This window comes from Flavobacterium sp., from assembly GCF_043779715.1.
Taxonomy (GTDB): Bacteria; Bacteroidota; Bacteroidia; order Flavobacteriales; family Flavobacteriaceae; genus Flavobacterium.
Map to the genome: position 1 here is coordinate 1 of NZ_JAYWDT010000071.1, position 21369 is coordinate 21369.

Genomic DNA, 21369 nt, shown 5'->3' on the forward strand with positions numbered 1-21369 from the left:
ACCGTCATTTTCATTAAATCCACCATCGATTGTACCGTTTGTTGATGCTGGTCCACAACTACCAACAGAAACTTTCAGTATCCCTAAAGCTCCTGAAGCAATTGTACCTGTTATATTAGCATAATCTATCTCACTTCCATCATCATGGTTAGTTGTTCTCCAAAGAGTATAATTTGTTAAATTAACTGTGTCGGCTGTACCATTATATAAAGTTATAAATCCACCCGAACCTGTTTTTTCATCGTGAATATCATATATAATTAAATCTGAGATGACAGAAGTTCCTTGACAAGATGCAGTATCTTTATTTACAATAGTAAAAATTGGTGTTGAAGTAACACAACCAGTGGTTGTATTAGTAATATTTATAGCTCCTGTAGTTGCGCCCATAGGAACCGTAACTACTAATTGTGTGGCTGAACTCGAAATGGTTATAGCGGCTATACCGTTAAAATTTACTGTTGATCCTAATAAACTACCAGAACTTGCATTAATTGTAACCTCTGTCCCTACTGGGCCAGAAGCAGGAAAAACAGAAGCAATTAAAGCTGGGATACAAATTCCGTTTCCTTGAATAGAAAAAGTATAAGATCCTTCATTACTATCATTATTCGTTATTGTTACTGTTGCAGTTCTTGTTCCAGATGCCGTCGGTGTGAATTGAATCGTTAACCCAGCATTTCCACCATTATTAATTGTACCAACGGGTGAAGTTGTAATAATAAATTCAGACGCATTTGCACCCGAAATTGTTGCATGTGTAACACTCAAGTTTGCTGAACCTAGATTTTGAACAACAAAGTTTCTACTAAATGAGCTAGCAATATTTACATTACCAAAATGTGTAAAATCGCTAGTTATAGGTGAAATGTCACCCGTTAAGATGTTACTTCCATTTCCTGTAATGTTTATTTCAGGTTGTGGGCTAGACAGCGTTCCTCTAATCAGTAAATCATCTAATCTTAAAGTAGCTGAAGTTCCAGAGGCTGTAATACGTATTCTAATAGATGATTGATTATCATATGTAGCTCCTAACAATGTTGTTGTTAAGGCTGAAAATGATCCGTTTGGACATGCTAAAGAAGTGATTACAGAAAAACTTGTTCCTCCTGTAGAATCACCTGTAATAGTCCATGAAGAACCTGAGCCTGAAGATCTACCGGCAAAAGAAACATCAATATTGCTATATCCTGTTGTGGAAATAACTAAATCAAAATATTTTCCTGTAGAAGTTGGGAATGATGCCGATTGACCCACAACTCCTCCAAAATACGATGGAGTAACACTTGATGTTAAATTTGGAGATCCTAAAGATCCTGTCTCAGGAGTCAAATTATTTTCAAACTTATAATTCACAAGTGTAATTTGCCCCCAACCTAAAACAGAGAACAATAATACTAAAACAAGTAATTTAATTTTCATAGATTTGGTTTTTTAATAAATGCTTATTTTTTGAAAATCAGAATTTGTATATTCAGAAAACAAGTTTATAAACGTTTGCGAAATTATAGTAAGAGTATAATTTTATTAAAAACAGAATATTATTAAAACATTAATTTATTGAAAACACCAACAAACAGAACCCTTTCGATTGCTAATGTTACTAAAAAGCTAGAATTCTATTGTGCTTATCAAGAGCGATGCCACGATGAAGTCACAGAAAAAATGAGAAGTTATGCTATGACTCCTCAAGAAATAGATTCCATTACAGTACACCTTATAGAGCACAATTTCCTTAACGAAGAGCGTTTTGCGTGCAGTTTTGCTCGTGGGAAACACCGTATAAAATCTTGGGGAAAAATAAGAATTGTAAACGAATTAAAATATCGAAAAATATCGCAATACAACATAAACATAGCTCTTAAAGAAATTACGCCCGACGAATATTTAGAAACTTTTCATAAACTAGCAGAAAACCATTGGGAAACTATGCGCGAAAATAACGTTATAAAAAAACGAAAGAAATTCTGTGATTTTCTCTTGCGAAAAGGCTGGGAGAGCAATTTGATTTATGTTAAGGTAAAGGAATTAGAAACAATGTCAATCCAATGAAACTTTGTGAAATAGCTTACAAACTCAACAAAATAGAAACCGCATTACCACCAAAACCAACAGCATTTACCAATACTTTACGAATATTTTCCCTTTCGGATTGCTTTTCTGCAAATGGGACTCCAATAAACTGATTGTGTTGCATCATCATAATAGCCAGCTCGACGCTTAATATTCCTGAGGTTCCAAAAGTGTGACCAATTTTCCATTTGTTAGTTGTCAGCATTGGTGAGCTTTCTCCAAATACTTTTTGAATTGCTTTATATTCTGACAAATCACCTTTTACAGTTCCTGGCGCATGCATCACAACCGCATCAACTTCGGACAAATTAGTGTTTTGTAATGCCATTTTCATCGATTTCTGGAAGCAATCCGCTTCGGTAGAAATAGAAATTCCGTGTTCTAAAATATCGGTAGCATAACCTACACCTTCTATATAAGCTAATGGGTTTTCGATTTCGCCAATTTCTAAACAAGCCATAGATGCTCCTTCGCCGAGAACCATGCTATTTTTGGTTTTATTCAAATCGAAAGCACGACATTTATAATGATTTTCTTCTTTCGAATAAATTTTTAAAGCTTGCATTTGTGCGATGGTAAATGGAGTAAGTGGCGCTTCGCTTCCGCCAACAAGAAACTTATTTGCCATACCTGCACGAAGCCAAGCCACTCCATTTAAAATAGAATGTAATGCGGTCGAACAAGTTATAGAATGGGATATTTCTGGCCCTGAACTTTTTAAATCATGGGCAATCCAAGAGGAAATATTACCCAAAGTTGTGGTTGGAGAGGCTAATGTTCCTGTTTTACCTGTTTCGATGAATTCTTGGTGAAATTTTTCGAATAATTCGGTGGCGCCACGTGAAGAACCAATATTGATTCCAAAAATATCGTTTTGTGTCCAACCTGCTTTTTTCACAGCCTGACGTGAAGCTAAAATAGCATACAAAACCGAATTATCTAACGATTTGTATTTCTGATCTGATTGTTTTAATTCTTCAACCTCCTTTTCTAACTCTTCCGAAATAGTTACTACGGGAATCGTTTGATTCCCAATTTGTTTTTCAGAAATTAATGACGTTTCCTTTAAGTATTCCTCCCAAATTAATTCGGGTTGATTACCTAATGGGGAAAAAGAAGAAAGGGCAGTTATGGCTATTTTTTTATTCAACTTATACTATTTAAACGCAAAGTTCGTGAAGTTTTTCGTTAAGTTTGCAATGCTTCGCATTTGTTTTGCAAAAAATAGCACACGGATTAAACCGATTAAACCGATTGTCGCAGATTATGATTATTTCCTTTGAAAAAAATCAGTGTAAATTCGTTTAATCCGTGTTATCTGTGGCTAAAAAATGATGGCTAATTAAACTATTTCTAGTGCTTCTTCGATAGTTTGATATACTTTTTGTAATTGTTCGTTTGTAATAATATAAGGTGGCAAAATGTAAACTATATTTCCAACTGGGCGCAAAATTACTCCATTCTCGATAAAGAAATTGTAGAGTTTGTTGCGAAGGTTACCGTAATACGATTCTTGGCTATCGGTTTTTATTTCTAAAGCAAAAATCACACCAAGTACTCGCGTTTTTTTTACTTTTTCGTGTGTTTTTATATTTTCTTGAAATTGTAAATGTTGACTATTTACTCTTTTAATATTATCTTGCATTTCATCGGATTTCAGCAATTGTATACTTGCCAAAGCTGCCGCACAACCAGTTGGATTCGCCGTAAATGTATGCCCGTGAAACAATGCTTTATTTACATCATCATCATAAAAACCGTCGAAAATTTCTTGGGTAAATGTGGTAATCGCCATAGGAATTGTACCTCCTGTAAGTGCTTTAGACAAACACATCATGTCAGGTTTTTCTTCTAGATAATCACAGGCAAACGTTTTGCCTGTTTTGCCAAAACCCGTCATGACCTCATCAGCAATGGTGAAAACTTGATTTTCTTTGCAAAAATTGATTAATTTATCCAATTCCGAAGCTTCATACATGACCATTCCTGCGGCTCCTTGAACTAATGGTTCGAAAATAAAAGCGGCACAATCATATTCTTTGATGACTTTCGCCAACGCATCTAAACTTACTTCTTTATTACCAATTGTTGGTACAGGAATTCTAATCACTTGAATTAATGACCCTTTAAATGCTTCGGTAAAAAATGAAATTCCGCTCGCTGCCATCGCTCCAAAAGTATCGCCATGAAAAGCATTTTCGAAAGCAATTATTGTGGTTCGTTTTTCATTTTTATTGTAAAAATACTGCATGGCGACTTTAATAGCAATCTCAACTGCAGTCGAACCATTATCGGAAAAGAAGATTTTTTGTTGGTTTTTTGGTAATATTTCTATTAATTTTTCTGATAACAAAACTGCTGGTTCGTGTGTGAATCCGCCGAACAAAACGTGCTCTAAAGTCGTGAGTTGTTTGTAAATCGAATCGGCAATAAATTTATTTGAATGTCCGTATGGATTTACCCACCATGAAGCAATCGCATCGATGTATTCTTTGTTATTTTCGTCCCATAACAATGCGCCTTCTCCTTTTAGAATTGCGATTTCGGGCTGAGAAGTTTTATGTTGGGTGTATGGATGCCAATTGTGTTTTTGATCTCTTTCGGAAAGGTTCATTTGGTGAAAATTTATTTCACAAAGATACACGAAGAAAAATATAAAGGTTTTATAAATCTAGAAGGTTTTTACGAAAAATATCCGCATATTCTAAAATTACATTTTTATCAAAATAAGGTTCTTCGTTTATTCTTCCAATACATTTTATTCCTGTTTTTGATAAAATAATTTCTTCGGTTGATTTATTTTCATTTCCATTAAAAATAATTCCCGCAATATTTATTTTCCTGTTTTGTAAAGCTTCGATTGTGAGCAATGTATGATTGATGCTCCCTAAATAATGGCGAGAAACTACAACGACTTTATAATCTGGTTTAATTAAATCGATAACACAATCTGTGTCGTTTAAAGGAACGAAAAGTCCGCCTGCACCTTCAATTATTAATTTATTTTTAGTTTTTGGTTCTGTTACTTGATTTAAATCGATAGTTATTCCATCTATTTTTGCTGCCAAATGTGGACTTGCAGGAGTGTTTAGCAAATAACTATTCTCGTGAATTACAGTTTTATTATTGGATATGTAAGATTCGATTTTATGACTGTCGGAATTGTCTAAATCGCCTGCTTGAATGGGTTTCCAATAATCAGCTTCTAGTGCTTCGACTAGGATTGATGATGCGATGGTTTTACCTACATCGGTTGATATTCCTGTTATAAATAGTTTCATAATTATTTTGTTTGCACTTGCATATCTTGAACAATCAAACGTGCTGTTTTATCGCTTGCTCCTGCTCCGCCCAATTGTTTTTCTAACAAATCATAATTGGCCAAAAGCGTATTTCTGTATGATGGCTCTAGTATTTTTTCGAGTTCTGTTTTTATTTTTTTCGAGTTGCAATCCTCTTGAATAAGTTCTGTAACGACTTCTTTATCCATGATTAGATTAACTAACGAAATATATTTGAGTGTTATAATTCGTTTTGCAATCTGGTACGAAACCCAACTTCCTTTATACAAAACCACTTCCGGGACTTTAAACAAAGCCGTTTCGAGCGTTGCAGTTCCAGAAGTAACTAGCGCTGCATGAGAAACACTTAATAAATCATAGGTTTTATTAGATATAAAATGAACTTGATTATTCGTTAAAAACTGCTCATAAAATGAATATTCCTGACTTGGTGCGCCAGCAATGACAAACTGATAATTAGGAAAGTCTTTTACAACGGACAACATTTCGGACAACATCTTTTCAATCTCTTGTTTTCTGCTTCCTGGCAAAAGTGCAATAATAGGTCTTTCGTCAAGGTTGTTATCTTTTTTAAATTGTTCCGCATTAGTTTTCTGACGGTTATTTATAGCATCTATTAGCGGATGACCTATAAACTCGACTGGAAAATTATGTTTCTTTTCGTAAAAATCTTTTTCAAACGGAAGAATAACATACATTTTATCGACATCGTTTTTTATAGCTTTAATTCTGCTTTCTTTCCAAGCCCAAATTTGTGGCGAAATATAATAATGGTTCCGAATTCCTAATTTTTTAGACCATTTGGCAATTCTCATATTAAAACCAGGATAATCTATAAAAATGATAGCATCGGGTTTGAAATTTAAAATATCTGCTTTACAGATTTTAATATTATTAAGAATAGTTTTCAAATTTAGAACCACTTCTAGAAAACCCATAAACGACAAATCTCGATAATGTTTTACCAACGTTCCTCCTATTTGTTGCATGAGATCTCCTCCCCAAAAACGAATTTCTGCCTGAGAATCTTCCTTATAAATGCCTTTCATGAGGTTCGAACCGTGCAAATCGCCTGATGCTTCTCCTGCAATAATGTAGTATTTCATTTTTTGTGAATTTTTAAACAAACATTGTAATTACTGCCAAAAGAATAGTTGCTAAAACAACGCCACGAGCCATGAGCTCTTTGTTCATTTTTAACAATATAAAAAAAGTAAGTAAATTTAAAATAGCCCCCAATGTAATTACTTTTCCTAAATATCCTTGGCTTTTCATACCATTTACACCTTCTAAAAAATCGTATTTTGTACAAAAGGTAAAGAAAATGTACGTTCCTAAAAAGGCAGAAGCAAATCCTATTAAAGAACCAATAAGTAAATCTGTTTTTTTCATATGTAACTAATTTTTGTTTTTTTACTGGAATATGGTATATTTATGAGGAAACATTCATTTGTGTTAGTGATTTAGGCATCATAAATATTTCATAATTATCTGTTTAAATTCCAATTATTTAATTGCTGAATTGCATGATGCGCCGTCATATCGAACTGAACTGGCACCACCGAAATATATCCGTTTTCCAAAGCCCATTCATCGGTATCTTCGCCTTTATCTTGGTTTACAAATTCGCCTGTGAGCCAGTAATAATCCTTGCCTTGCGGGGTTTTTCGTTTGTCGAACTTTTCTTCCCATATGGCTTTTGCTTGTCGGCAAATTTTTATTCCCTTTAGTTCTTCTACTTTTCTTTTTGGAAAATTTACATTTAGAACCACGCTATCAGGCAATCCTTTTTGTAGGACTTCGAGTGCAATTTTTTTTATGTAAGGTTTGAAAGTTTCAAAATCGGCATTCCATTCATAATCTAATAATGAAAAACCGATGGCAGGAATTCCTTCGATACCCGCTTCGACTGCGGCACTCATTGTGCCCGAATAAATCACATTTATAGATGAGTTTGATCCGTGGTTAACGCCGGAGACGCATAAATCTGGTTTTCGCTTCAAAATCTCGTTTACAGCTAGTTTTACACAATCTACAGGAGTTCCTGAGCAACTATATTCGGTTAGTGGTGCATTTTCGGCAGAAATTTTATTCAAATGCAAAGTACTATTTATCGTTATGGCGTGTCCCATTGCGCTTTGCGGACTATCCGGCGCAACTACAACAACAGTTCCTATTTCTTGCATAACTGCTATAAGTGCTCGTACACCTGGCGCCGAAATACCATCATCGTTTGTAACTAGTATTAATGGTTTGCTCATTTTAATTTACAAAATAAAGATAAATTTAACATAAAAAAGTGACGCTAAATTAAGCATTTTTACTCGCAAGTAACTAATTTTACATCTTTAACAAAAAATTATAGACTAATTATTATTATGGCATAGTTTTTTATGTACTTTAGTTAAATATTATGAATGAAATTTTGAATTATATGAAAAGGAATTATAAAGTAATTTTAGCTGTTATTGCTATCTCTGCCACTTTGTGGAGTTTTATGCCGAAGAAAGAAAATGACCCGGAGAAAGACAAAATGCTTTTGGATTTGATAACGTTTGTTATAGAAAAAGGGCATTATGATCCGATTGCTATGGACGATAAGTTTTCTCAAGGGGTTTATAAAGATTATCTTGACGCATTAGATCCTTCAAAAAGATTTTTTGTGCAAGCGGATATCGATGAATTTAAAATCTATGAATTGCAAATAGATGATATGATTCATGATCGTGATTTAACCTTTTTTAAACTAACCTATGAGCGTTTGCAAAAACGTATGAGAGAAGTGGAAGTGGTTTACAAATCGCTGAATGAAAAACCGTACGACTTTACGACCAATGAAACAATTAATATTGATTCCGATAAAAATGCTTTTGCCAAAAATTATTCTGAATTAAAAAACAGATGGCGTTTGCAAATGAAACTTTCTATTTTAGCTACTGTGGTAGAAAAAGAAAAATTGGAAGCAGCTAAAAAAGAAAAAGACCCAAAATATGTTGCAAAAACCTTTTCGCAATTAGAGAAAGAAGCAAGAGCTACAACACAAAAAACACTAAAAGATTATTTTGATTTTATCAAAGAATCTAATGAAGACGATTGGTTTGTGGCTTATGTAAACGCCATAGTTACACAATTTGATCCGCACACGTATTATTTTGCTCCAGACGAAAAAGAAAAATTCGATGTGAGTATGAGTGGAAAGTTAGAAGGTATTGGAGCAAGACTTCAAAAAACAAATGACTTTACAGAAATCACTGAATTAATATCCGGAGGACCGGCTTGGAGAGGAAAAGAACTAGAGCCAGGAGATTTAATTCTTAAAGTAGCGCAAGGCAACAACGAAGCAGTCGATGTTACTGGAATGAGACTTGATGACGTGGTAAAAAAAATAAAAGGACCTAAAGGAACAGAGGTAAGGCTTACCGTAAAAAAAGTAGATGGTTCAATAGTTATAATACCAATTATAAGAGATATTGTAGAAATCGAAGAAACTTATGCAAAATCTAGTGTTGTCGAAAAAAATGGTGTAAAATATGGTGTAATTTATTTACCAAAATTTTATATCGATTTCGAAAACAATGACAACCGCGATGCCGCAAAAGATGTTGCTGTTGAAGTTGAATATCTAAAAAAAGCAGGTGTTCAAGGAATTGTGATGGATTTACGTGACAATGGTGGAGGATCATTAAAAACTGTTGTTGATATTACTGGATTATTTATTGAAGAAGGACCAGTCGTACAAATAAAATCAGCTAAAGGTAAAAAAGAAGTTCTTTCTGATCATAATTCAAAAGTACAATGGGACGGTCCGCTTGTGGTTATGATAAATAATTTTTCAGCTTCTGCTTCCGAAATTTTTGCAGCTGCAATACAAGATTACAAAAGGGGTATCGTTATAGGCAGTAAACAAACTTACGGAAAAGGAACGGTTCAAAATGTTTTTGATTTGAATCAGTTGGTTCGTAATAATTCTACGATGGGAGATTTTGGAGCTTTAAAAACTACAATCCAGAAATTTTATAGAATAAACGGTGGTTCTACACAACTTGAAGGGGTTTCTAGCGATATTATTGTTCCAGACCGTTATTCATATATTGAAATTGGAGAACGTGATGTAAAAAATGCAATGCCTTGGGACAAAATAGATGAAGCTCCATTTGAATCTTTAAAATCTATAAATAATTTTGAAACAGTAATAGCTAATAGTCAAAAGAGAATATTAGAAAACACACAGTTTAAACTAATAGATGAAAATGCAAAATGGATTAACGGTAGAAAGGAAGACAATATAATTAGCCTGAACCTTAATAAGTTCAAGGCTGAGCAAGCATCTATAGAAGAAGGAACTAAAAAATTTAAAGCAATTTCGAAATTTCAAAATTCGCTTAAATTTACTTCGCTTCCTCAAGAAATGGAACTCATTAAAAAAGATTCTTTATTAGGTCAAAAAAGAAAAGATTGGCACGAAAGTTTATCTAAAGATGCTTATGTTGAAGAATCTATAAATGTGCTTAGCGATATAAAAAAACCTATCGTTGCTAGTAAGGAGAAGCTTTTGAATATAAAAAATAGAAAAGATAAATTAGTAAAATCTTAATTACATTACAAATTTGATTAATTAAAAAATGCCTCAGAGATTTCTGAGGCATTTTTTTTACCACAATACATTTGTAGTTAAAATCGTATATTTTATTATCTTAGTCAAATGAAGATATTACAATTCCCTATTGTTCGAATTTGCTTTTGTTTTATTTTAGGTATTATAGCCGCTTATTATTCTCCACTAAATATTAAATATGTTTTTGGTTTATTGGCCATTTCTACAATTATTTTTAGTTATTTCCAATTTCAATCTTATCATAAATTCGAACAGAAAAAGGGCTTTTCAATTTCCCTATATTTTTTATTTTTCGTTATCGGAATTACGACAACCTTAGTTCACAACGATACTTTTAGAGAAAATCATTACACTCACAACACAACAAATTTCGATTCAAATCATATAATAAAAGTTACTGTTATTGAAGAATTGAAGAACACAACCAACAATAACAGATATATTGCCCAAGTAACTCAAATTGACAATAAAATTACTTCTGGAAAAGTTTTATTAAATTTAAAAAAAGATTCTATTACCAAAGCTTTTATTGTTGGAACTAGACTTAAGATTGAAGAGCAATTGGTTCGGAATTTCAAACCTAATAATCCAAACCAGTTCGATTACGGAAAATATCTCGAAACAAAAGGGATTTACGCACAACTATTTGCGGAAACTTCTCAGCTAAAAATTAGTAATCATATCGATAAAGACATCTGGTATTATACTTCAGCTTTTCGAAATAAAATTATTCTAAATCTAGAAAAAAACGGATTCAAAAAAGAAGAATTAGCAGTAATATCGGCACTAATATTGGGTCAGCAACAAGACATCTCACCTGAAGTATTGCGTGATTACCAGTATGCTGGTGCAGTTCACATTCTTTCAGTTTCGGGTTTGCACGTTGGGTTTATACTTTTGTTTATCACCTTTTTATTAAAACCATTACCCAAAAACAAATACGGAAATTTCATTAGGTTAACTATAATTTTAATATCCTTGTGGTTGTTTGCTTTAGTTGCAGGATTAGCACCATCGGTAGTTAGATCCGCAGCTATGTTTAGCTTTGTGGCGATAGGAATGTTTCTAAATCGAGAGACGAATATTTTTCACACCATGTTAGTTTCCTTGTTTTTAATTCTACTTGTTGAGCCTTTGTTTTTGTTTGATATCGGGTTTCAGTTAAGTTATATTGCTTTGTTTTTTATTCTTTGGTTACAGCCAATGCTTAAATTACTTTGGGAACCAAAAAATAAAATCGTTGCTTATTTTTGGGACATTATTACCGTTTCTTTTGCGGCACAAATTGGCGCTATGCCACTTAGTATTTATTATTTTCATCAGTTTCCAGGATTGTTTTTTGTGACTAACTTGGTGTTAATTCCTTGCCTTTCGGTAATAATGGCAATAGGCGTTTTACTCATGATATTGGCATATTTTGATTTTGTTTCCGTTATTTTTTCTAAAATAGTTGAGTTGAGTATTACTTTTACCAACACTTATATCAAATGGATTGCTTCTATTGAAACTTTTGTTATCAAAGATATTCCATTAAGCTTTTCGTTACTTATTACTTCTTATCTTATTGTTTTTACTTGGATAATTTGGTTTAAGAAACCCAACTTTACAAAAATAATTTTGACTTTAGCTAGCGTTTTAATTTTTCAGATACTATTTATTGCTACAAATTGGCAATCGGAAAATAAAAAAGAAATAATTGTTTTTAATACAAAAAGGAATACCATTATTGGTGAACGAATAGGCAAGAAAATCATACTTTATACAAACGATACTTTAACAGAAAATGGTTTTGAGAAGAAAATGATTCAATCGTACATAACGGCAAATTTTTGTGAAACGAACAAAACCAAAGCACTTACAAACACGATTTATTTCAATAACAATAAAATTTTAATTATCGATAAATCCAGTATTTACAAAAGCTCTATAAATCCGGATATTATAATTTTAAAAGATTCTCCAAAAGTAAATTTAGAGCGATTATTGTCTTCAGTAAAACCAAAAATCATTATTGCCGATGCTTCTAATTACAAAAGTTATGTTACGACTTGGAAGCAAACTTGTGCCAAAGAAAAAATCCCTTTTCATAGTACTTACGAAAAGGGATTTTATAAATTATAATTTTATTTTTTTGCTTTGACCTTAGCAGGTTTTGGCATATTCTTTTTTGCCATTTTTGGATTAGGAACAAATTTTGCAATAATCTGATCTGCTCCCGAAAGCCAAACACTTGGCCCGCCAGCAACATATCCTGTGCTTCCTAATTGTTCGAAATTTACTTTTCCCGCTTTATCATCTGCTTTCGCAAACCATACTGTTGGAAATCCTTGCACTCCAAAAGCTTGTTGCAATTGATTATTTTGATTTTTAATTTCTGCAGTTTGTTCGGTTCTTCTAGGAAAATCTAGTTCTACCAAAACTACTTTTTGTTTTGCCCAAGCTTCAAATTCGGGAGTTTTAAAAACTTCCTTTTGCAAACGAATACACCAACCACACCAATCACTTCCTGTGAAGAATAAGAATAATGGTTTGTCTTCTTTTTTAGCAATTTCCATTGCTTCTTTAAGGTCTGTGTGCCAAACCAAATTTTCTGTATTGGTTTTTGTTATTTTATCTGAATTGAAACTAGAAAACAACAAAACAGCTGCAACTGGAACTAAAAAAAGTAAATATTTAATTTTATTCATGGGGTAAAATTTTAAATGATTAAATGTAAAAAATTATCTTAATATTCTCAATAACTCTTCATGCGTTTTATAACCTACTATTTGTTGTTGGGTATCTCCATTCCTATCTATAACATACATTGCGGGATAACCTTGAACTTTTAGAAAGGTTGTCAATTCGTGAGCGCTTTTTCTTCCTTTTCGGTTAGGATCAAACCCTGGATTAGAAAAAGTATTTCCTTTAAAATTAACTGTTGTATTTCCTTCGGCATTAAACTTTACGGCATAATAATTTTTATTAATGTAATCTATCACTTCTGCATCTTGAAAAGTTTCTTTATCGAGCATTCTGCAAGGCGCATACCAATCGGTATAAACATTCATAAAAATAGGCTTTGGGCTCTTTTTTTGTTTAGCCAATGCTTCGTCGAGATTCATCCACCTAATCTCTTGTGCTTGAATAGACATTGTTCCTATAATTAGAAACAGGGCTAAAAGTATTTTTTTCATCATTCTTTTTTTCATTTAACAATCAAAAACAATGCCATTACCTAACGCCGTGCATCAATTTTTTAATTATTGGTGACATTACAAATGATAATGCAGCAACAACAAGAGATACAATTGCTAACATCCAGAAAAAATAACTCAATCCTTTTTCATCAGCAATTTTGTCTATGTTTTCCCCAAATTTTGCAGCACCTTTCATACCTATTGCAACGGCTAAATACCAAATTCCGAACATCATGGCTATCATTCTAGCTGGAACTAATTTACTCACATAAGACAATCCTACTGGAGATATACAAAGTTCAGCCATAGTTACAAAAAGATATACCAAAATTAAATAGATCATACTTACCGAAGCTGTTTTTGCTCCAGGTGCAATTCCGTTTGCACCAATTGCTACAGTTATCATTCCAATTGCTAAAAATACCATCCCTAAAGCATATTTCATATTTGCAGACGGATTGTATTTACTTTCCCACCATTTAGAAAAAAGTGGTGCTAAAGCAATAATATATAAGGAGTTTAAAGATGAAAACCAAGATGCTGGCACTTCTAATGAATCTTCTGAAAATTGATTTTTTAACATCCAAAATGCAATTCCCCAGATTATTACAAAACTCATAGAGAGTACAATATTTGCAACAGAATATTTAGCAAAAGTTTGTTTAAATAATAATAATAGAACCCAAGTAATAATTCCTAATGGAACAATTACTATCGCTGCATTAACAAATTTGAATATCATACCAGCATTTCCTACTAAAACTCTATTGGTATAATCATCAGCAAAAATGGTTAATGTTCCTGGAGATTGTTCGAAAATTGCCCAAAAAAAGATGGTTAAAAATGCAAAAAACGAAACGGCAATCATTTTTTCTTTGGTAATTTGAGAATAATTACTCAATCTATAAAACAAAAGAAAAAGGAATAATAAGATCGCTAATAAAATTGTAAAATTATTTCCAGACAAACCAAGTACTTCAAAATTAAATATATCTAAAGCACCATTTGTTATAATTTTAGCTGGTTCGAAAATAATCCAAGCCAATCCTAAAGTTGTCATTAAACCAATTAAAGCTATTTGCCAAACTGGAAACGGGTTTAATTTGTCGTTGTTTTCATCAGTTAGCATTATTTCTTTTTTTACAGGTTTTAAACCTATATCACCAAAAATATCTTGAGACAACCAAAACTGAATTAGACCAAATAGCATAAAAACACCTGCTAGACCGAATCCCCAATTCCAACCAACTTGTTCTCCTAAATAACCACAAAGCACAATTCCGAAGAAAGCTCCAGAGTTTACACCCATATAGAAAATAGTGTATGCTCCGTCTTTTTTCTCTGGTCTGTCCTTGTACATTTCAGATACAATTGAAGTCATATTTGGTTTGAAAAATCCATTTCCAAAAACTAATAAAATTAAACCAGAGTAAATGAAAAATGGAGATTCTAACGCCATCGATCCATGTCCTAATGTCATTAATAAAGCTCCAATAACAACTGCCCATCTGTAACCTATTTTTTTATCGGCAAAATATCCACCCATCATAGTCGACAGATAAACAAGTCCTACATAAGAGCCAAAAAGTGCCATAGCTTGTTCTCTTGTCCAGTCCCAACCTCCTTCTAAAGCGGTAGAGGTAAAAAACATTACTAAAAGAGCTCTCATTCCGTAGAATGAAAATCTTTCCCACATTTCTGTAAAGAAAAGGACAAATAAACCACTTGGGTGACCTAAAACGGTGCTTTTAAAAAATTGATCTGTTGAATTTTGATTCATAATAATTTAATTTATTTAACTTCTTGCATTAATTTTTTAATCAAAGGTGAAACTACAATTAGTAGTGTGCCAGCAATTAAAGCATATATTGCTAATTGATAATATCCATCTGTATAGCCTTGTAATTTTGTCACTAGAGACGCATTTTCATCAGGCGATGACATTCCAGCTCCTAATAATCCTGCAGCATATTGCCCGTAAGCACTCGCTAAAAACCACATTCCCATCATCATTCCTGATAATCTTTTAGGTGATAATTTTGTCATAATAGACAATCCAATTGGTGATAAACAAAGTTCCCCAAACGTAATCACTAAATAAGCAAGTGTAAAAATATTTAAAGAAGTAATTCCTTCCACATTTGCAAAAAACTTAGTGTAATAAAACACATAAAAAGCCGCAGCTAAAAACAAAAATCCTAAACCAAATTTCATTACTGTGTTTGGTTCAATCTTCTTTTTTGCCATTGCTAACCAAATAAGTCCCAAAATTGGACTAAAAATAATTACAAATAATGAGTTTGAAGTATTGTTTACAATATTTGGATTGATGTTGAAAAACAATAAATTAGGGCTAAGGTTATTTTTAGCAAAAAGGGCTAACGAACCACCACTTTGTTCAAAAAATGCCCAAAAAATAACTGAAAACAAGATAAATACAAAAGCAGCAATTAATTTTTTTTGTGCTTTTATATCCTTCTCTTTGAAGGTTTCATAAAGAAAAAACAAAATAGCCAATGGACCAATTGTGTACATGAAATAATCTGTATAATCTGTATTTTTGATCATTATAAAAATTAGCGGAATGCTGATTAGTGATCCAACATATACCGCAATTTCTCTCATTGTTCTTTTTTGAGGTTCCAAATTTAATAAAGGAGAATCTCCTATTGGACCTAATGATTTTTTTGTAAGAATAAATGTTATCAAACCAATAACCATTACTATTGCAGCAGATAAAAACGCATAACTCCAACCGTAATCAGGGCTTGTCCCTAAGTAAACACAAACTGCTCCACCAAGTAAAGCACCAATGTTTATTCCTGAATAAAACAATCCAAATCCGGCATCTCTTCTGCTATCTCCTTCTTTATACAATTCCCCAACCATAGAAGAAATATTTGGCTTAAAAAATCCAGTACCTATAATGGATAGTGTAATTCCCAAATAAAACATTTCTTGAGGAGAAAACGCTATAATTAAATTCCCCAAAATCATTACAGTTCCTCCAAAAAGTAGTGATTTTTTGAATCCTAAAATTTTATCCGCAAAAATACCTCCAATGAATGTAAAAGCGTATACAAAAGCCTGAATAGCTCCATATTTTAAATTTGCATCTTTGTCAGATAATGCTAATCCTAAAATCTGATCGGCCATAAAAATGGTTAAAACACCACGCATTCCGTAAAAACAGAAACGTTCCCACATTTCAACTAAAAATAAATACCAAAGTTGTTTCGGATATTTACCTTCAAAATTTTGAATTTCTTCTAATGTAAGTGTATTTGTATTATTCATATTTTAGTTTTGGTTTTTAATTATAATTTTTCTTTAATAAAATTGGTCATTTTAGTGTACAATTGTAATCTTGTTTTTCCGCCATAAATCCCGTGATTTTTGTCTGGATATATTGCCCAATCAAACTGTTTATTAGCTTGTACAAGAGCCTCAATCATTTTCATTGAATTTTGCACATGCACATTATCATCGGCAGTTCCGTGAATTAAAAGAAAGTTTCCTTTTAATTTACCAACATGTGTGATTGGCGAATTATTATCATATCCACTCGCGTTTTCCTGTGGCGTCTGCATATATCTTTCGGTATAAACGCTATCATAATATCTCCAAGATGTTACCGGCGCAACTGCAATAGCAGTTTTGAAAACATCTGCTCCTTGAAAAATACAATTCGAAGACATAAAGCCACCATAAGACCATCCAAAAATTCCAATTCTTGATTTATCTACATAAGCATAAGTTCCAAAAAATTTAGCAGCATCAATCTGATCTTCCACTTCCAGTTTACCCATTTCTTTTTGAGTACATTTTTTGAAATCAGCGCCTTTAAAACCCGTTCCACGACCGTCTACACAAGCAACAATATAACCTTGTTGCGCCAACATCATAAACCAGTAATCGTCAGAACCATTCCAATCATTATTCACTTGTTGTGAGCCTGGACCTGAATATTGATACATAAATACTGGGTATTTCTTGTTTGCATCAAAATCTTTTGGCTTAATCATCCAAGTGTTTAGTTTATTTCCTTTTGCAGTTGTTAGTTCAAAAAACTCTTTCGATGGCAAATTGTAAGAAGCTAACTTAGTTTCCAATGTTTCGTTAGAAACAATAGTTTTAATTGTTTTTCCAGTTTTAGATTCATTCAAAGTATATTTTGGTGCATTTTTAGCACTAGAATATGAATTGATAAAATATTGAAAGTTCGGGCTAAATGTCGCTGCATTTGTTCCAATTCCTGTGGTTAATCTTTTTTTATTTTTTCCTGTTAAATTAACAGAATATACATCACGATTTATCGAACCATTTTCTACCGATTGATAGTAAATTATTCCAGATTTTTCGTCGAAACCATAGTAATTAGTTACTTCCCAATTGCCTTTTGTAATTTGGTTTTTCAGTTTTCCTGTTTTGTCATATTGGTAAATATGATTGAAACCATCTTTCTCGGAAGTCCAAATAAAACTATTGTCCTTCAGGAAAGTTAGATTATCAGTCACATCAACATAGGCTTTGTCTTTTTCGTTAAGCACCACTTTTTTAGCACCTGTATTTCCGTCGATAAATAACAAATCTAAATTATCTTGATGGCGATTTAAAACCTGTGCAGACAATGTGTTTGGTTCATTTGTCCATTCTAAACGAGCAATATAAAAATCATTATAATTTCCTAAATCTATTTTCTTAGTGTTTGTCGTTTTTGTATCATAGACATGTAACGAAACGTCCGAATTTTTTTCTCCAGCCTTTGGATATTTAAATTTGTCTGTCACAGGATATAAGTCCTTACCATATACATTCATCGAAAATTCTGGAACTTGACTTTCGTCGAAACGAATAAAAGCAATTTTATCCGACATTGCATTCCAATCGAAAGCTCTCACAAAAGCAAATTCTTCTTCATAAACCCAATCCGTAATTCCGTTGATGATGGAATTTCTCTGACCATCGGTAGTAATTTGTGTCGTTTTTTTAGAAGCTAATTCATAAACATATAAATTATTGCCTTTTGCGAAAGCGATTTTAGAACCATCTGGTGAAAAAGTAGGCTCTTGTATTTTGTCATCGGTAATTTTTGTTAATGATTTTGTAGCAATATCATATATGTAAAAATTAGCCAAAAAAGAATGTCTAAATATTTGATCTGAATTATTAGCAATCAAAATTTTCTTTTCGTCTTTGCTAAAAGTATAACTATCTATTCCTTGTAAATCTGAGAAATCTTTGGAGTTTATTAAAGTCGAAACTTTATTTAAAGTTGCAAAATCATATAAATCGATTGCGCCCGAAGTTCTATCAGAATTTAAAACCGTATATTGATTGGTGTTTTTCAAAGCTGCTAACTCAGTCATTCCTTGCGTCCTGAAGGCTCCGCCCCAAATTTCTTCTAAAGTAATTTTTTGTTGGGCAATTGCTGATAATGAAGTAAATAAGAATAAAACGAATGCTTTTTGTATTGTTTTCATGTGAAATTATTATAAACGATGCCAATTTTAGTGAAAAATTCGGACATAATCGCAATTATGAGTGTTAAAACCACAAGTTTAAATAATAATAATAAAATTTCCGTGGCAAATCTCATTCAAAAATTAAACTTCAAACCTTATATTTGCATTTCAAACAACAAGAGTCGATATGACAAAAGCGATTAGTGGATTCTCAAAATTAACCAAACAAGAAAAAATAAATTGGATAGCTTCTACCCATTTTTCTAATGCAGAAGAAGCAACGAAAACCATCAAAAAATACTGGAATTCTGATTTAGAATTACAAAAACTACATGATGAATTTATAGAAAACACAATTACAAATTTCTATTTGCCTCTTGGTGTTGCTCCAAATTTTCTGATTAATGATGAAAATCATACCATTCCCTTTGCAATAGAAGAAAGCTCGGTAGTTGCCGCAGCTTCTAAATCGGCAAAATATTGGGGAATTCGTGGCGGGTTTAAAACCACAGTTTTGAATTCAGAAAAAATAGGACAAGTTCATTTTATTTTCAAAGGGAATTCGTCAAATTTAATTGCTTTTTTCAATCAAATAAAATCAAAATTCTTTAGTCAAACCGAAAGCATTACTAAAAATATGCAAAAACGTGGTGGCGGAATTCTCGATATTGAATTGCGTGATAAAACAACTGAATTAGAAAATTATTACCAGTTGCACGCTACTTTTGAAACCAAAGATTCGATGGGTGCAAACTTCATTAATTCTTGTTTAGAACAGTTTGCCAAAACACTAAAAGAAGAAGCTTTACAATCTGAAATTTTATCTGAAACAGAAAAAAACATCGAAGTTGTTATGAGTATTCTCTCGAATTATGTGCCCAATTGCATCGTTCGAGCCGAAGTTTCTTGTCCAGTTTCAGAATTAGCAGAAAAAAACATAGAAAACCCACAAGAATTTGCTGAAAAGTTCATTCGTGCTGTAAAAATCGCCGAAATAGAGCCTTTCAGAGCGGTAACACACAACAAAGGCATCATGAACGGGATTGACGCCGTTGTTCTCGCCACAGGAAACGATTTTCGTGCCGTCGAAGCAGGAATTCACGCTTATGCTTCCAGAAACGGACAATATTCGAGCTTGTCGCATGCCAAAATAGAAAATGATATATTTACTTTTTGGTTAGAAATTCCGTTGGCATTAGGAACAGTTGGCGGACTGACCTCATTGCATCCGTTGGTAAAAATGTCTTTGGAAATGCTAGGAAAACCGTCAGCACACGAGCTTATGCAAATTGTTGCTGTAGCCGGATTGGCGCAAAATTTTGCTGCATTACGAAGTTTGACAACCACCGGAATTCAGCAAGGACACATGAAAATGCACCTAAATAACATCATCAATCAGTTTGAAGCTACCGAAAACGAAAGGATTTTGATAAAAAATCATTTCAAAGAAAATACCGTGTCACATTCGGCAGTTGTTGATTTTATTGAAGGTTTAAGAAAGTAAAATTAGGAGCTATTCCCTCTATTTGTTGCAATCTTTTACTTTTTAAAGAAAAAAGCAAAAGGATTTCCACTACAAACACGAAGTGTTCATCGAACACAATTTAAAATTGTAGTATTGTGAGATAATCGGGGCTAAAAAAAGAAACTTGAAAAAAATATTTTACAGCAACGGAAAATTACTCATTACAGGCGAATATGTCGTTTTAGACGGCGCAATTGCCTTGGCTTTGCCTACAAAAATGGGTCAGAATTTAGTTGTAGAAAATGGTTCTGATAAAAAAATAGTTTGGAAAAGTTATGATTTCGATGGAAGCATTTGGTTTGATGATACTATTTTGTTTTCTGATATTGTAAATAAAAAATCTTTTGAAAATAATGCTGTAAAAACAACATTGATCGAAATCCTACATGAATCTTACAAATTAAGTCCTGTTTTTATTAATGAATCTGATGGGTATATTGTTTCTACAAACCTTACTTTTCCTAAATTTTGGGGTTTGGGTACTTCATCAACTTTAATAAATAATATAGCCAGTTGGTTGCAAATTGACGCTTTTGCTTTGCTAAGAAATGCTTTCGGCGGAAGTGGTTACGATATTGCTTGTGCGCAGAATAATTCGGCGATTTTGTATCAATTGGCAAACGAAAAACCATTAGTAAAAACCATTAGTTTTAATCCAGTGTTCAAAGAAAATATTTACTTTGTTTATCTTAACAAAAAGCAAAGCAGCAAAACAGCTATCGCAAATTACCGCAGTAAGCAAGGAGATATTGCAAAAGTAATTCCAACGATAAACGAGATTACAGAAGTCCTAATAAACACAACCGACTTACAAGAATTTACCAAACAAATAGAGAAACATGAAGTTTTGATGAGTGAAATTTTAGAAATGCAAACTGTAAAACAAAGTTTATTTCCAGATTTTGATGGCATTATAAAGAGTCTTGGCGCTTGGGGCGGAGATTTTGTGATGGTAATTTCCGAAAACAATCCTATTGATTATTTTGCAACAAAAGGTTATGATGTTGTTGTTTCGTATGATGAGATTATATTGTAATAAAAGTATTCACTGCAAAGTCAGATTATTGGGTTAAAGAATAAAGATTATGAAAAAAGAAATATCAGATGAATTTAAAAAATATAATTGGCCTTTTGATTATAATATAAAAAAAATAACCGAGAAGACTTATGAAATAGTACTTCCAAAATGTAACTTACAATTTTATATAAA

At 32.6% G+C, this 21369-nt stretch carries 17 protein-coding genes; 5 read left to right on the plus strand and 12 right to left on the minus strand.

All coding sequences use genetic code 11. The features are described from left to right. Positions 1 to 1422: choice-of-anchor D domain-containing protein (locus tag ACH2BG_RS03735; protein WP_395046377.1), on the minus strand; the 1422-nt coding region annotated here is incomplete at its 3' end. Positions 1423 to 1560: 138 nt separating this feature from the next. Here ACH2BG_RS03735 and ACH2BG_RS03740 point away from each other — a divergent pair. Further along, on the plus strand, positions 1561 to 2052 hold the full coding sequence (locus tag ACH2BG_RS03740; protein ID WP_395046378.1) for a regulatory protein RecX: 492 nt from the start codon (positions 1561 to 1563) through the stop codon (positions 2050 to 2052). A gap of 16 nt (positions 2053 to 2068) precedes the next feature. Here the strand turns inward: ACH2BG_RS03740 and ACH2BG_RS03745 are convergent, their stop codons facing one another. The 6 genes from ACH2BG_RS03745 to surE all read right to left on the minus strand — a co-directional run bounded on the left by ACH2BG_RS03745 (position 2069) and on the right by surE (position 7642). Next, positions 2069 to 3223 (minus strand): beta-ketoacyl synthase N-terminal-like domain-containing protein, encoded by a 1155-nt coding sequence (locus ACH2BG_RS03745; protein WP_395046379.1) that lies wholly within the window; start codon positions 3221 to 3223, stop codon positions 2069 to 2071. A gap of 192 nt (positions 3224 to 3415) precedes the next feature. Next, a complete protein-coding gene (bioA, locus tag ACH2BG_RS03750; protein WP_395046380.1) occupies positions 3416 to 4687 on the minus strand; it encodes an adenosylmethionine--8-amino-7-oxononanoate transaminase in 1272 nt (423 codons plus the stop codon). A gap of 49 nt (positions 4688 to 4736) precedes the next feature. Further along, on the minus strand, positions 4737 to 5354 hold the full coding sequence (gene bioD / locus ACH2BG_RS03755) for a dethiobiotin synthase (RefSeq protein WP_395046381.1): 618 nt from the start codon (positions 5352 to 5354) through the stop codon (positions 4737 to 4739). A 2-nt stretch (positions 5355 to 5356) separates the two neighbouring features. Then, positions 5357 to 6481 carry a lipid-A-disaccharide synthase gene (gene lpxB, locus ACH2BG_RS03760; RefSeq protein ID WP_395046382.1) on the minus strand — a complete coding sequence of 375 codons (1125 nt, stop codon included), beginning with the start codon at positions 6479 to 6481 and terminating at the stop codon, positions 5357 to 5359. Between the two features lie 13 nt (positions 6482 to 6494). Further along, positions 6495 to 6767, minus strand: coding sequence for a hypothetical protein (locus ACH2BG_RS03765; protein WP_395046383.1), 273 nt, complete (start codon positions 6765 to 6767; stop codon positions 6495 to 6497). Between the two features lie 95 nt (positions 6768 to 6862). After that, the gene (surE, locus tag ACH2BG_RS03770) at positions 6863 to 7642 is read right to left on the minus strand and encodes a 5'/3'-nucleotidase SurE (protein WP_395046393.1); all 780 of its coding nucleotides are present in this window, start codon (positions 7640 to 7642) and stop codon (positions 6863 to 6865) included. Between the two features lie 146 nt (positions 7643 to 7788). On the opposite strand from surE, the gene ACH2BG_RS03775 reads away from it, so the two are divergent. After that, positions 7789 to 9969 (plus strand): carboxy terminal-processing peptidase, encoded by a 2181-nt coding sequence (locus ACH2BG_RS03775; protein WP_395046384.1) that lies wholly within the window; start codon positions 7789 to 7791, stop codon positions 9967 to 9969. Positions 9970 to 10077: 108 nt separating this feature from the next. Continuing rightward, on the plus strand, positions 10078 to 12111 hold the full coding sequence (locus tag ACH2BG_RS03780) for a ComEC/Rec2 family competence protein (RefSeq protein ID WP_395046385.1): 2034 nt from the start codon (positions 10078 to 10080) through the stop codon (positions 12109 to 12111). A 2-nt stretch (positions 12112 to 12113) separates the two neighbouring features. Here the strand turns inward: ACH2BG_RS03780 and ACH2BG_RS03785 are convergent, their stop codons facing one another. Genes ACH2BG_RS03785 through ACH2BG_RS03805 form a run of 5 tightly spaced genes read right to left on the minus strand, consistent with a single transcriptional unit; the run spans position 12114 to position 18652 of the window. After that, positions 12114 to 12677: a thioredoxin family protein gene (locus ACH2BG_RS03785; protein ID WP_395046386.1), complete on the minus strand. Its 564-nt coding sequence runs from the start codon at positions 12675 to 12677 to the stop codon at positions 12114 to 12116. Positions 12678 to 12710: 33 nt separating this feature from the next. After that, complete coding sequence (locus ACH2BG_RS03790; RefSeq protein ID WP_395046387.1) at positions 12711 to 13169, minus strand: thioredoxin family protein; 459 nt, start codon at positions 13167 to 13169, stop codon at positions 12711 to 12713. 34 nt (positions 13170 to 13203) lie between these two features. Next, positions 13204 to 14949: a peptide MFS transporter gene (locus ACH2BG_RS03795; RefSeq protein WP_395046388.1), complete on the minus strand. Its 1746-nt coding sequence runs from the start codon at positions 14947 to 14949 to the stop codon at positions 13204 to 13206. A gap of 11 nt (positions 14950 to 14960) precedes the next feature. Then, on the minus strand, positions 14961 to 16466 hold the full coding sequence (locus tag ACH2BG_RS03800) for a peptide MFS transporter (RefSeq protein ID WP_395046389.1): 1506 nt from the start codon (positions 16464 to 16466) through the stop codon (positions 14961 to 14963). 20 nt (positions 16467 to 16486) lie between these two features. Further along, positions 16487 to 18652, minus strand: coding sequence for a S9 family peptidase (locus ACH2BG_RS03805; RefSeq protein WP_395046390.1), 2166 nt, complete (start codon positions 18650 to 18652; stop codon positions 16487 to 16489). Between the two features lie 169 nt (positions 18653 to 18821). Here ACH2BG_RS03805 and ACH2BG_RS03810 point away from each other — a divergent pair, with 169 nt between their 5' ends. After that, positions 18822 to 20138 (plus strand): hydroxymethylglutaryl-CoA reductase, degradative, encoded by a 1317-nt coding sequence (locus ACH2BG_RS03810; protein WP_395046391.1) that lies wholly within the window; start codon positions 18822 to 18824, stop codon positions 20136 to 20138. 145 nt (positions 20139 to 20283) lie between these two features. Next, on the plus strand, positions 20284 to 21195 hold the full coding sequence (locus ACH2BG_RS03815) for a GYDIA family GHMP kinase (RefSeq protein WP_395046392.1): 912 nt from the start codon (positions 20284 to 20286) through the stop codon (positions 21193 to 21195). Positions 21196 to 21369 lie beyond the last annotated feature (174 nt).

Excerpts from the sequence above, each read along its gene's own strand:
- bioA (WP_395046380.1), bottom strand. The coding sequence starts at position 4,687 with ATGAACCTTTCCGAAAGAGATCAAAAACACAATTGGCATCCATACACC.
- bioD (WP_395046381.1), bottom strand. The coding sequence starts at position 5,354 with ATGAAACTATTTATAACAGGAATATCAACCGATGTAGGTAAAACCATC.
- lpxB (WP_395046382.1), bottom strand. The coding sequence starts at position 6,481 with ATGAAATACTACATTATTGCAGGAGAAGCATCAGGCGATTTGCACGGT.
- ACH2BG_RS03765 (WP_395046383.1), bottom strand. The coding sequence starts at position 6,767 with ATGAAAAAAACAGATTTACTTATTGGTTCTTTAATAGGATTTGCTTCT.
- ACH2BG_RS03775 (WP_395046384.1), top strand. The coding sequence starts at position 7,789 with ATGAATGAAATTTTGAATTATATGAAAAGGAATTATAAAGTAATTTTA.
- ACH2BG_RS03780 (WP_395046385.1), top strand. The coding sequence starts at position 10,078 with ATGAAGATATTACAATTCCCTATTGTTCGAATTTGCTTTTGTTTTATT.
- ACH2BG_RS03785 (WP_395046386.1), bottom strand. The coding sequence starts at position 12,677 with ATGAATAAAATTAAATATTTACTTTTTTTAGTTCCAGTTGCAGCTGTT.
- ACH2BG_RS03790 (WP_395046387.1), bottom strand. The coding sequence starts at position 13,169 with ATGATGAAAAAAATACTTTTAGCCCTGTTTCTAATTATAGGAACAATG.
- ACH2BG_RS03795 (WP_395046388.1), bottom strand. The coding sequence starts at position 14,949 with ATGAATCAAAATTCAACAGATCAATTTTTTAAAAGCACCGTTTTAGGT.
- ACH2BG_RS03800 (WP_395046389.1), bottom strand. The coding sequence starts at position 16,466 with ATGAATAATACAAATACACTTACATTAGAAGAAATTCAAAATTTTGAA.
- ACH2BG_RS03805 (WP_395046390.1), bottom strand. The coding sequence starts at position 18,652 with ATGAAAACAATACAAAAAGCATTCGTTTTATTCTTATTTACTTCATTA.
- ACH2BG_RS03810 (WP_395046391.1), top strand. The coding sequence starts at position 18,822 with ATGACAAAAGCGATTAGTGGATTCTCAAAATTAACCAAACAAGAAAAA.